The sequence below is a fragment of the Streptomyces sp. NPDC059455 genome, from assembly GCF_042750115.1.
In the GTDB taxonomy this organism is placed as follows: Bacteria; Actinomycetota; Actinomycetes; order Streptomycetales; family Streptomycetaceae; genus Streptomyces; species Streptomyces endocoffeicus.
Map to the genome: position 1 here is coordinate 24,566 of NZ_JBHYVB010000118.1, position 11,891 is coordinate 36,456.

Below are 11,891 nucleotides of genomic sequence, written 5' to 3' on the forward strand. Positions count from 1 at the left end.
GCCACGTACCATGTCCGCATGTCCTTCCTCCGCCGCCGCAGCGCCGCCACGCCCACCGGGCCGGACTTCGACGTCCTCGCCATGGACCCGGGAGACTGGCCCGGCGATCTCGGGGCGGGGCTGCTGCCCGCTCCGGACGGCACCTGCCAGGGCGTCTTCCTGCGCTACGACCTGTTCGGCGGCCGCGGCCCGGCGATGATCATCGGCAATCTGCCCGAGGGCTCCCCGGCCCGGGAGGTGGCCGAGGGTCAGCCGCCGTTCGAGGTGACCCAGCTGCTGGCGGCGCTGGGGAACGACGAGCCGGTTCAGGTGGTGGACACCGAGGACAGCCCGGTCATGCACGAGGACAATCTGCTCATCGTCCGCCGGATCAAGCTCTCCGAGGGCCGGATCTCCTGCGCCCAGTTCGACCGCAGCGACGGTGTGCTCGTCACCATCGCCAGCTGGGACCGGCCGATCACCGACGATCTGTACCGGCTGCTCAAGCCGCTGCCCGCGGAGATGTTCCAGCAGCGCTGAGGGGCGCTTCCCGGGGGGCCGGGGTGGCCCCGCCCCGGGCGCACCGCCCCCCCCCCGGCCCCCCAGAACCGGCGGGCGGGGCCGCCCGCGCCCCCGCCCCCCCCCCCCCCCCCGCCCAACGCCGCCCCCCGCGCCGCTGTTTCTTCGGGGGCCGCGGGGGGGGGGGCGGGGGGGGGGGGCGGCCCCCCCCCCCGCGCCCCCCCCCCCCCCCCGGCCGTCCGTCATACGACGGACTGACGGCCCGTCAGGCTCACTTCCCCGAGCGCCGGACCGTCACATCGGCGGCCCGGACGAACGCCACCCGGTGCCCGAACTGGATCTGGTAGTACACGTCCTGGCCGCGCACCACCTTGTGACCGGCCGGATCGAAGGTGGTCGCCCACAGATACTCGCCCCGCACCCTGAGCCCCAGCGGATAGGACTGCCCGGCGAGCAGCTTGTACGGCAGCGGCGAGACCGCCTGCACCGGCACACCCTCCGGATACGCCTCCTTCTCCGGATAGGCGCGGCCGTACACCGGAACCTCCGCGGCCCCGGCCTTGGGCGTCACCACGAGCCCCTTGGCGCTCACCGCCGTCGGCCGCCGCTTGGGATTCTGGAACCAGGCCCGCTGGCCGAGGTACCAGATCGCCGTCCAGTCGCCCTCGTGCCCCGCGACCGCGAACTGCTGCCCGGTGGTGGCGCGGGCGCCGGTGTCATTGACCCCGGTCGTCGAGTCCGAGCCGTCCGGGCGCAGTCCGATGTCCTTGACCAGCGGGGCGTCCGCGCTCGGCGCGGTGTGCAGCCGCACCGCGGACGAGCCGTGCGGGGCGCACGCCTGGCCCGCCGTCTCGCAGTCGGTGTACACGGGACGGTTGGTGTCGTAGTCGGGGCGGATGGTGACCAGGCCGCCGGAGGAGCCCGCGGTGCGCCGGAAGGGGGCGCCGAGCAGGGTGAAGTAGTGCGCCCAGTCCCAGTAGGGGCCGGGGTCGGTGTGCATGCCCTTGATGGTGGAGGCGGTGGTGCCCGGCACATTGTCATGGCCCAGGATGTGCTGGCGGTCCAGCGGGATGTCGAACCGCTTGGCGAGATAGCGCACCAGCCGCGCCGAGGAGCGGTACATCGCCTCCGTGTACCAGGCGTCCGGGGCGGTCAGGAACCCCTCGTGCTCAAGGCCGACGGACTTGGCGTTGACGTACCAGTTGCCCGCGTGCCAGGCGACGTCCTTGAGCGGCACATGCTGGGCGATATGCCCGTCGGAGGAGCGCAGGGTGTACTGCCAGGACACATAGGTGGGGTCCTGGACCAGCTTGATGGTGGTGTCCCAGGAGCCCTCGGTGTCATGGATGACGATGTAGTCGATGGACTGCGAGGAGGGGCGGTCGCCCAGGTCGTGGTTGCCGTAGTCGTTGTCCCCGAACTCCTCGTAGGGCGCCGGGATCCACTCGCAGGACACGTCCATGGGGGCCTCGACCCGCGGATCCCGCGCCCGGGACGGCAGACCGAGCGTCCGCAGCTGCCGGGTGTCCGGGGCGACACCGGGCGCCGCGTCGAGGGAAACCCGCTCACCGTCGGCGGTCGTCCGCGCGGCACCGCCGCGGATCACCCCGTACACCTCGTCGGCGAAGAAGGCCGCGGCGGCGGCGTCATCGGCGCCGGAGTAGGCCGCCACCGCCGCGTACCAGTCGGCGGGGTCCTCGCTCGACGGCAGCCCGAGCCGCTTCTGCGTGGCGGCCAGCAGCGCCGCGCCACCGCGCACATTGGCGCTCTCGTCGCCGCGCAGCGCCTCCGCGGACAGCCCGGTGAGGTCCGCGGCGCGGCTGAGGGTGCGCAGCCGGGCGGGCAACTGCCGGGGCTGGGGAACGGTGGCCTTGGGGACCCTCAGCGGACGGGCCAGATCGCCGCGCGCGTCCTCGGTGCCCTGGCTGTGGTGCGCGGCGGTGAGCAGGGCGGTGTGGGCGTCGGTGAGGTGCATGGGGCCGTAGCCGCCGGTGACGCTGGGCGCGCCACCGTGGCCGTCCCAGCGCGACTGCAGATACGACACGCCCAGGAGCACGCCCAGCGGAACGCCGTACTCGGCGGCAGCGGTCGCGAAGGCGCGCTGCAGGGCGCCGTCGGTACCAGGTCCGTCGGCCCGCCGCTGGTCGGCATGGGCGGCGGGGGTGGCGGAGACCAGCGGGAGCAGAAGGGCGGCGGACGCCGCGGCTCCCGCGGTCCGCAGTGTGGTTCTCCGGGTGGGGCCGGACGGGGTTCTGTGCGCGTCGTGGGCGCTGTCCTGTGCGGATTCTGGCATAGCAGCCTCCTCAAGCGGGCCGGTCCGAGCCGAGCCACTTAGAGATATGCGCTGCCAGGCGTGGCGTCAATCGCCGTCACCCGGACGGACGTTCGCATGTCCACCCGCCTGCGGCGGGGGGGGGGGGGGGGCGGCCCCCCGGCGCGGCGCCCCCCCCCCCCCCCCCCCCCCCCCCCCCCCCCCCGCCGGCGGGCCCCCCCCGGCCCCCCCGGGCGCCCGCGCCAGGCGACCGCCACCCCGCCTCCGCTCAGCGGGTGCCGACCGCCGCCCGCACCGCGCGCCGGGCCAGCGCGCAGTCGTCGTGCAGCCGGCGCAGCAGCAGCCGCTGCTCCTCACCGGCCGGCACCGCGCCCGGCACCACGGGAGCGGGGTCGTGCATGGTGCGCTGCACCGCGGTCTCGTACTGCCGGATCTCCCGCGTCAGCACCAGCATCAGATTCACCAGGAAGGAGTCCCGCGCGGCCGGACCGGCGGCCTGCGCCAACTGGCTGATCTGGCGCCGGGTGACGGGGGCGTCGCCCAGCACCGTCCACAGCGTGGCCAGGTCATAGCCGGGCAGATACCAGCCCGCGTGGTCCCAGTCGAGGAGCACCGGGCCCGCGGGGGACAGCAGGACGTTGTTCAACAGGGCGTCGCCATGGCAGAACTGCACCGGGGTCTGCCGCCCGCAGGCGTGCGAGACGCCGCGCAGCAGCTTCTGCAGATCGCCCATGTCCCGGTCGGTCAGCAGCCCGAGCTCGTGATAGCGGGCCAGCCGGGCCGCGTAGTCGATGGGGGCGTCGAACAGATCGGCGGGCGGCCGCCACTGGTTGACCCGGCGGATCGCACCCAGCACCGCCCCCAGATCGGCACGCGGCGGGGGCTCGGTGGGATGGCGCTGCGCGGCCGCGATCCGCCCGGGCATCCGCTCGATGACCAGCGCGCAGTTGTCCGGGTCCGCGGCGATCAGCCGGGGCACCCGCACCGGCGGGCGCTGGCGGACGAACGCCCGGTACATCGCTATTTCCCGGCGGAACCGCTCGGCCCACGCGGGGGAGTGGTCCAGCAGGCACTTGGCCACCGCGGTGCTGCGCCCGGTCGCCCCGATCAGGAGCACGGACCGGCCGCTGCGCCGCAGCACCTGCACCGGGTTGAACTCCGGACAGATGCGGTGGACCGAGGTGATCGCGGTGCGCAGCTGCGCACCCTGTGGACCGGACAAGTCGAGTCTCCCGCGCGGCGGCACGGGGCCGAGGGCGGCGGTCCGCCGGGCCCGGCCGCCGGGGGCGGGATCGAGGTACGGCCCATTGCCGGGCAGCTGCCGCCGGTACGGCCGGGGCGGGGCGGACACGGAGGACGATGCTGCGTACATGGGCGAGACAGATCCCTTCGCGTGCCGACGAATTGCGTACGCACCCGGCCCCGGGGCGGGGCCGCACCCTGGGGAATGCGGTTCGGTCGAACTCGAGCCGCCGCCGGGCCGGGTAACGCGCTCCTACATCACACCCCTGTGCGGGTGGCACACCATCTGGCGGACCCTGGCGAACCCTGGCGAATAGTCGCACGGCTCGTGACGGGACCGTTACTGTCAAGTCAGCCGAGGAACCTGGGGGCTTGACGTGACGAGGGAACCCAACACCCGTCTTGCGGACCTGTTCGGCCTCGCCGGCTGGTCCAAGGGGGAGCTCGCGAGGCTCGTGAACCGGAAGGCGGCGGCCATGGGCCATCCGCAGCTGGCGACCGACACCTCGCGGGTGCGGCGTTGGATCGACACCGGCGAGACGCCGCGCGATCCCGTGCCCAAGGTGCTGGCGGCCCTGTTCACCGAGCGCCTCGGTCGAGTCGTGACCATCGAGGATCTCGGGTTCGGACGAGGGGGGCGCGCGGGAAAGGGGCAGTCCGGCGACGGGCTGCTCTGGCCGCCCGAGTCCACGGCCGCGGTCCTCACCGAATTCACGGGAATGGACCTTATGTTCAACCGACGCGGCTTGGTGGGTGCGGGTGCCGCGCTCGCCGCGGGATCCGCCATCACCGGTGCCATGAGCGACTTTCTGCTCTCCGACCCCACCCTCGCCACCGACAATCCCCTCTCCGTCGAGCCCGTGGGCTTCGACCGCTACGAGGCCGCCCCCGTGGGCTCCCAGGAGATCGACGCCCTGGAGACCTCGGTCGAGGTCTTCCGCGCCTGGGACGCGGCCCGCGGTGGCGGGCTCCAGCGCAAGGCCGTGGTGGGCCAGCTCAACGAGGTGGGCGGCATGCTCGCCTATCGCCACCCCGAGCACCTGCAGCGCAGACTGTGGGGGGTGGCGGCCAATCTGGCCGTCCTCGCCGGCTGGATGTCCCATGACGTCGGCCTGGAGCCGACCGCCCAGAAGTACTTCGTCATCGCCGCCCACGCGGCCCGCGAGGGCGGCGACCGGCCCCGGGCGGGCGAGGCGCTCTCCCGGGCCGCCCGGCAGATGGTGCACCTCGGCCGCCCGGACGACGCCCTGGAGCTGATGAGGCTGGCCAAGTCCGGTGCGGGCGAGGCGGCGCTGCCGCGCACCCGGTCCATGTTCTGCACCATCGAGGCATGGGCGCAGGCGTCCAAGGGCCAGGGCCAGGCGGTGCGGCGCGCCCTGGGCGAGGCGGAGGAGCTGTTCGTCTCGGACCGGGACGACGGACCGGCGCCGAGCTGGATGCAGCTGTTCAACGAGGCCGATCTGCACGGCATGCAGGGGCTGGTCTACCGCACCCTGGCGGAGCACGAGCCGGGGGCGGCGGGGATCGCCCAGAGCCACGCCAAGAAGGCGCTGCGGATGCGGGAGGGCGGGCGCCAGCGGTCCCAGATCTTCGACCACATCTCCATCGCCTCGGCCTGTTTCCTCGGCGACGATCCCGAGCAGGCCGACCGCTATGCCCGGATGGCGCTGCTGACGATCGAGCAGAACTCCTCGCACCGCACCTGGGACCGGCTGCGCGAGATGTACCGGCTCACCGGGCGGTACGGCACATCACCGGCGATCCGGGAGCTGCGCGAGGAGATCCAGCAGATGATGCCGAAGGGAGGCGCGGGGAAGGGCGGCACGGGGCTGAAAGGGGCCGGCTCCATCGCCAAGAGCGCGGCCTTCTAGCGACCGGGCCACGCCGTACGAAGGGCACGACGAGAAGCCGTACGAAGGGCAGCACGCGGGGTCAACGCCGTACGAAGGGCCGACGCCTTACGCGGGGTCAACGCCTTACGAGGGCCCGTTCACCGCGCCACGCCGACGCGGGGCGCCGCTTCACGCGCGGGCGTCGGTGACCCTGGCGATCAGCACACACGCGTCGTGCTCGCGCGGCTCGTCGCCGAACGCCTCGGCCACCGTCCGTACGCACTCCTGTGCGCCATGGGCGGCGGTCAGCCGTGGCGCGAGCGCGAGCAGCCGCTCGGTGGCGCCCTCGGTGTCCCGGGCGAGCCGTCCGGTGTGCAGCACCAGCAGATCGCCCGGCTCCAGCCGCTCCTCGCACTGGGTGTACGCGGCGCCCGCCGTGGCGCCGAGCAGCACGCCGTCGGGAGCGCGCAGCGGGCGCCCCGTCCCGTCGCGGAACAGCAGCGGGGCGGGGTGTCCGGCCTGGGCCCACGCCAGGGTGCGGGTGCGCGGGTCGTACTGCGCGCAGACGGCGCCGACCAGCGCGGGCTGGGAGGAGACGGTGAGCAGCTGGTTGAGCCGCCCCATCAGCGCGCCGGGCTCGATCCCGGCCACCGCCATGCCGCGCACGGCGCCCAGCAGCATGGCCATGCCGCAGGTGGCGGTCACACCGTGGCCGGTGAGGCCGCCGACGCTCAGCAGGGTGTGGCCATCGGGGAGTTCGAGCGCGTCGTACCAGTCGCCGCCGATCTGGGCGCTGGACTCGGAGGGCAGGTAGTGGGCGGCGAGGTCGAGGGCGGCGTCGTCGGCCGATGGACCGGCGCCCGGGAAGCCGTCACGGGCCGGGAGCCGGAGGGAGCCGCGCCACGGCGGCAGCACGGCCTCCTGCACCTCCACCGCCAGCCGGCGCTCGGTCCGGGCGATCCGCCGCTGGTGGCGCAGTGTGTCCCGGCTCTCGCGCACCGCCCGCTCGCTGCGGCGCAGCTCGCTCACATCCCGGAGCACGGCCCACATGGAGGCGGTGCTGCCGTCGGTGTCCAGCACCGGCTCGCCCGCCATATGGATGGTGCGTACCACCTCGTCCTCGCGCACGACGCGGAACTCGCCGTCGATGGGCTTTCCGTCCACCAGGCAGTCCGTGACCATCCCGGTCAGGATCGGCTGGTCCTCGGAGAAGACCCAGGAGGGCAGCTCGTCGAGGGTGAGCCCGCCGTCCCCGGGGTCGCGGCCGAAGATCCGGCAGAGCTCGTCGGACCAGGTCACCTCGTCGGTGAGGAGATTCCACTCGGCGCTGCCGACCCGGCTCAGCAGCGAACCGCGGCCGGTGGGGGCATGACCGGCGGCCTCGCTCCGGGCCGGGGCCCCGGCCGCCGCGTCGGCCTCCGGCTCGGCGGGATCGCCAGTCTTGGCGGGATCGCCCGTCTCGACGGGATCGGCCGTCTCGGCGGACTCGGCCGTCTCGGCGGCATCGGCGGGCAGTCCCTCGCGCAGCTCGCCCAGATGCCGGTCCAGATCGTCCAGCTGGTGGACGGCGAGCTCGCACAGCGCGCGCTGCCAGCGCACCTGCGCGTCATCCGTGCCGCCCAGATCCGCGACGGTGTCGCGGCGGACGGCGTCGAGCCCGCCGCGGAGCCGCTGGGTCTGCGAGATGAGGGCGTCCACCGTGTCACGCTGGGGAGGCGATACGGCGGGATGGTCCGCGGAGCGGGGGGACGGCATGACGTTCTCCGATACGGGCGCGGCGCGGCCGGGTCTTGAGGGAGGGACCGGTAACGACTCTTGCACAGGCTGGCGACATCCCGTAAGCGGTTTGGCAATACCCGATCCGGTGGTGCTTGCGGCATATGCCGATGGCCTTCCGGGGACATGTCGGGCGGGAATCGGCGGAGGGCGCGATTCCGGGTAGGCTGCGGCGCTCGGGAGTCCCTCAGTCTCGCACCGTTCATCAGGCATACGGCGGCAGGACATCGGCAAGAATGCCGATCGACGGAAATCCCGTTGCCAGCGAACCTCCCGCACCGGATGCTGACCTCATGTTCGATCCAGACATAGCGCCCAGCGGCACCCTGCTCGGCCTCCTGCAGCGAGGCCGCGGCGACGGGACCCTGCACGCCCTCGCCGCGCCGCGGGCCGAGGCGCTCGCGGCACTGCACCACTGTGTGCTGCGCGACCCCCGCCGTGACTGGCAGGTCGAGAACCGCTCGCTCTATTACGCCAGGCTCTGTCTGGACCTCGACGCCGGGCTCGACGAGATCGAACAGCATCTGTTCCACCCCGACGACCTCGTCAACGACGACGAGGAGCGCACCGGGCTCGCCCTCTCCGTCCTCGGTCACCTCGCCGCCTACGGCAGGTCCGACGCCCTGCGGCTGCTGCGCCGCTACGCCGCGGCCGGCAGCAACTGGGAATGGGCCCTCGACGAGCTGGCCCTGCGCGACGACGACACCGGGCTGCGTGGCCTCGCCCCCGCGATCCTCGCCCACTTCCCCCGGACCCCCGACGGCGACGCCGAACTGGCCGCCGTGGTGCGCGGCGCCTACGAACCCCGGCCCTGGCGGCTGTGGGCCGACGATCCGGACCACGGTCCGCGAGTCCGCGCGGCGGCCGAGCGCGGCGCCTTCGACCGATGGCAGCGCCAGCTGCGGCCCTCGGGGCCGCGCCCCGGCTGGAGCGTGCACGACATCCTGCTGTGGGCCCAGCGGGAGCACGATCTGAAGCCGGACGCCCGCCCCGACGCGGCCGCCCGCTGTCTGGCCGCCGTCGCCGGTCCCGAGGACCGGCCCGAGCTCCTCGCCGCCGCCGCGTCGGCCCCCGACGCCGCCCGCGCCGCGGCGCTGCGACACCTCGCGGAGATCGGCGACCCCGAGGTGCTCGACCTGGTCGAGGCCGCCGTGACCGAGCCGGACGCCTCACAGCTGGTCTCCCAGGCGGCCCTCTCCGCCTTCGAACGCATGCGCAGTATCGCCGCCCTCGACCGGGCCCGGGTCTGGGCCCACCGCCCCGACGCGCTCGGGGACGCGGCGGCCGCGATGCTGTCCTGCCGCGGTGGTCAGTACGACACCCCGCTCGTGCTCGCCGCCCTCCGCCGCACGGTGCGGGCCGAGGGCCCGGACGCCCAGACCCTGTGGACGCTCGTCGACGGCGCCGGGCGCCTGACGATCTCCTGCGCCGCGCCCGTCCTGCGCCATATCTACCGGGAGACGGCCTCCTCCCACCTCCGCGGCCGCGCCGCCCGCGCGCTGGCTGCCACCGATCCGTCCTTCGCGGCGGGCTTCGCGGTCGAATGCCTCTGGGACTGCGAGGAGAGCACCCGCGAAGTCGCCGCCCGCCACGCCGCCACCGCCGACGCCCGCGTCGTAGAACAGCTCCGCCGGCTGGCCGCCGACCCGGCGGAGGAGGCCGAGGTCCAGACGGCGGTCCGCAGCCGCATCGGACCCGAGACCCCGGGCTTCTGACCCCTCCCCGGCCGCCCCCGACGTACGGCCCCGGGGGCGGGCGCCCCAGGACCCGGCGGCAGGCGCCTCCCAAGGTGTCGGACGCGGGCGCCTCCCATGTGTCGGGCGCAGGCAACCCTCAAGACGTCGGGCACGTCTCTATGGGCATGGGTGAGAGGCTCATCACCCTCCGTATCCCCGCTCCGCCCCGAGCAGGGCGTTCGCAGCGACACATTCACGCCGGGTGACCGGCCGCCGATTCCAGCGGGTTCATACGGGTTTGCGGTGATCCCTCCAGGGCCCCGAGCGGGCCCTTCGGGGTGCGAGGGCCAACGCTCATGGGACGTTCTACGGCGCGAAACGTTCACGATGCCGGGGCCACCCTTCGTACGCCGACAACACCGGTATGCGTGTCGCCATCGTGACTGAATCCTTCCCACCCGACATCAACGGCGTCGCTCACTGCACGCTGCAGACCGCGGACCATCTCCACCGCCGTGGTCATCACCCCTTGGTCATCGCACCGGCGGGTCCCCCCGGAGGCTCACCGCCCGGCACGGCCGGCGGTCCGCCCGAGAGCCAAGGGGAGATGGACCGGTCGCATCCGTACCCCGTCGTCCGTATCCCGTCCCTGCCCCTGCCCGGCTATCCGCAGGTGCGGGTCGCGCTGCCCAGCCGGAAGCTCGCGGCCGCGATCACCTCCCACGGCAGCGATGTCGTCCACCTCGCCAGCCCCTTCGTCCTGGGCGCGCGTGGGATGACGGCCGCGCTCCGGCTGCGGATACCCGCCGTGGCCGTCTACCAGACCGACCTGGGCTCCTACGCCCGCACCTACCTCGGCGCGGGCGAGAACGCGGCCTGGCGGCGCATCCGCGCCGTGCACACCGCCGCCGACCGCACCCTCGCCCCCTCCACCGCCGCCGCTCGCGACCTGGACGAGCACGGCGTGCCGCGGATCCGGCTGTGGCCGCGCGGGGTCGACACCGAGCGCTTCCACCCCTCGCGCCGCGACCCGGAGCTGCGCCGCTCGTTCGCCCCCGGCGGTGAGCTGATCGTCGGATACATCGGCCGCCTCGCCCCGGAGAAGAACGTCGAGCTGCTCGCGCCGCTGAGCGAGCTCCCCGGCATCCAGGTGGTCGTGGTCGGGGACGGGCCGAGCGAGCCCGCGCTGCGGGCGGCCATGCCGAGGGCCCGCTTCCTCGGCCGCCGCACCGGCAACGACCTGGCCCGCGTCTTCGCCTCGCTGGACGTCTTCGCCCACACCGGGCCCCAGGAGACCTTCTGCCAGACCGTGCAGGAGGCCCAGGCCAGCGGCGTCCCGGTGATCGCGCCCGCGGCGGGCGGCCCGCTCGACCTCATCGACCACGGGCGCACCGGACTGCTGGTGCCGCCCGGGGACGCGACCGAGGTGACCGACGCCGTCTCGCTGCTCGCGGCCGACGCGAAGCTGCGCGCGGCGCTGGGCCACGCGGGCCGGGAGGCGGTCGAGGGCCGCACCTGGGCGGCGATCGGCGACCAGCTCATCGACCACTACACCGAGGTCCTGTCGGCCCGCACGGCGGTCGCGGCATGAGCGCCGCACGCGCGGCCGCCGGGCCGCGGTGGATGGCGATGCCCGCGCCTCTGCGCGGCGCGGGCGGAGAAGCGAACGAAGGGGTCACAGCATGAGCGCCGTGGGCGGAGAGCAGAGCATGAGCGACGGCAAGGGGCTGCGCATCGTCCGGCTGGCCAACTTCGTCACCCCCGCCTCCGGCGGCCTCCGCACCGCGCTGCGCGAGCTCGGGGCCGGATACCAGGCGGCCGGGCACGAGGCCGTGCTGGTGGTGCCGGGCGAGCGGGTCTCGGACGAGCACACCCGGCAGGGGCGGGTGATCACGCTGCCCGGTCCGACCATCCCCGGCACCGGCGGCTACCGCGTCCTGACCGACCGGCGGCGGCTGACCCGGCTGCTCGACGGCCTCGCACCGGACCGGCTCGAGGTGTCGGACCGAACCTCCCTCCGCTGGACGGGGGAGTGGGCGCGGCGCGCCCGCGTACCGGCCGTGATGGTCTCCCATGAGAGCGCGGACGCCGTGCTGCGCACCTGGGGGGTGCCGGAGGCGTTCGCCGAGGGGGCCGCGGACCGGCTCAACCTCCGTACCGCGCGGGCGTACTCGCGGATCGTCTGCACCACCGAATGGGCGGCGCGCGAGTTCGTACGGATCGGCGCGCGGAATGTCGTACGCGCCCCGCTGGGCGTCGATCTCGGCCACTTCCACCCCTCCCACCACGACGCGGCGCTGCGGGACCACCACCGTGGTGAGGCGGCCGTGCTCATCGCCATGTGTTCGCGGCTGTCGCCCGAGAAGCGGCCGGGCCGGGCGCTCGACGCGCTCGCCGAGCTGCGGCGGCGCGGCGTCTCCGCGGCGCTCGTGGTCGCCGGGGACGGGCCGCTCCGGCCGCGCCTGGAGGCCCGCGCCCGCGCCGAGGGGCTGCCGGCCGTCTTCCTCGGCCATGTGGCGGAGCGGGCGGGGCTCGCCGCCCGCACGCCGCGCCACGCTTTGGTTGGGGGGCCCGGGCCCGCGGGGGACCACGGGC

At 74.4% G+C, this 11,891-nt stretch carries 8 protein-coding genes; 5 read left to right on the plus strand and 3 right to left on the minus strand.

Annotated elements, in window-relative coordinates:
* Nucleotides 1–18 precede the first annotated feature (18 nt).
* Nucleotides 19–519: a hypothetical protein gene (locus ACFXB5_RS33360; protein WP_020873536.1), complete on the plus strand. Its 501-nt coding sequence runs from the start codon at nt 19–21 to the stop codon at nt 517–519.
* Nucleotides 520–769: 250 nt separating this feature from the next.
* Here the strand turns inward: ACFXB5_RS33360 and ACFXB5_RS33365 are convergent, their stop codons facing one another.
* Nucleotides 770–2,791 carry an N-acetylmuramoyl-L-alanine amidase gene (locus ACFXB5_RS33365; protein ID WP_385214955.1) on the minus strand — a complete coding sequence of 674 codons (2,022 nt, stop codon included), beginning with the start codon at nt 2,789–2,791 and terminating at the stop codon, nt 770–772.
* A gap of 247 nt (nt 2,792–3,038) precedes the next feature.
* A complete protein-coding gene (locus ACFXB5_RS33370) occupies nt 3,039–4,142 on the minus strand; it encodes an aminoglycoside phosphotransferase family protein (protein ID WP_385214958.1) in 1,104 nt (367 codons plus the stop codon).
* Nucleotides 4,143–4,389: 247 nt separating this feature from the next.
* Here ACFXB5_RS33370 and ACFXB5_RS33375 point away from each other — a divergent pair, with 247 nt between their 5' ends.
* Nucleotides 4,390–5,883, plus strand: coding sequence for a hypothetical protein (locus ACFXB5_RS33375; RefSeq protein ID WP_385214961.1), 1,494 nt, complete (start codon nt 4,390–4,392; stop codon nt 5,881–5,883).
* 150 nt (nt 5,884–6,033) lie between these two features.
* Here the strand turns inward: ACFXB5_RS33375 and ACFXB5_RS33380 are convergent, their stop codons facing one another.
* Nucleotides 6,034–7,599: a PP2C family protein-serine/threonine phosphatase gene (locus ACFXB5_RS33380; protein ID WP_385214964.1), complete on the minus strand. Its 1,566-nt coding sequence runs from the start codon at nt 7,597–7,599 to the stop codon at nt 6,034–6,036.
* Between the two features lie 314 nt (nt 7,600–7,913).
* Here ACFXB5_RS33380 and ACFXB5_RS33385 point away from each other — a divergent pair, with 314 nt between their 5' ends.
* The 3 genes from ACFXB5_RS33385 to ACFXB5_RS33395 form a co-directional block, all read left to right on the plus strand.
* Nucleotides 7,914–9,335, plus strand: coding sequence for a HEAT repeat domain-containing protein (locus ACFXB5_RS33385; RefSeq protein ID WP_385214966.1), 1,422 nt, complete (start codon nt 7,914–7,916; stop codon nt 9,333–9,335).
* A gap of 385 nt (nt 9,336–9,720) precedes the next feature.
* On the plus strand, nt 9,721–10,887 hold the full coding sequence (locus tag ACFXB5_RS33390; RefSeq protein ID WP_201855819.1) for a glycosyltransferase family 1 protein: 1,167 nt from the start codon (nt 9,721–9,723) through the stop codon (nt 10,885–10,887).
* Between the two features lie 91 nt (nt 10,888–10,978).
* Nucleotides 10,979–11,891: glycosyltransferase (locus ACFXB5_RS33395; RefSeq protein WP_385214970.1), on the plus strand; the 913-nt coding region annotated here is incomplete at its 3' end.

Coding starts and splice junctions, on each gene's coding strand:
- ACFXB5_RS33360 (WP_020873536.1), top strand. CDS start 19: ATGTCCTTCCTCCGCCGCCGCAGCGCCGCCACGCCCACCGGGCCGGAC.
- ACFXB5_RS33365 (WP_385214955.1), bottom strand. CDS start 2,791: ATGCCAGAATCCGCACAGGACAGCGCCCACGACGCGCACAGAACCCCG.
- ACFXB5_RS33370 (WP_385214958.1), bottom strand. CDS start 4,142: ATGTACGCAGCATCGTCCTCCGTGTCCGCCCCGCCCCGGCCGTACCGG.
- ACFXB5_RS33380 (WP_385214964.1), bottom strand. CDS start 7,599: ATGCCGTCCCCCCGCTCCGCGGACCATCCCGCCGTATCGCCTCCCCAG.
- ACFXB5_RS33385 (WP_385214966.1), top strand. CDS start 7,914: ATGTTCGATCCAGACATAGCGCCCAGCGGCACCCTGCTCGGCCTCCTG.
- ACFXB5_RS33390 (WP_201855819.1), top strand. CDS start 9,721: ATGCGTGTCGCCATCGTGACTGAATCCTTCCCACCCGACATCAACGGC.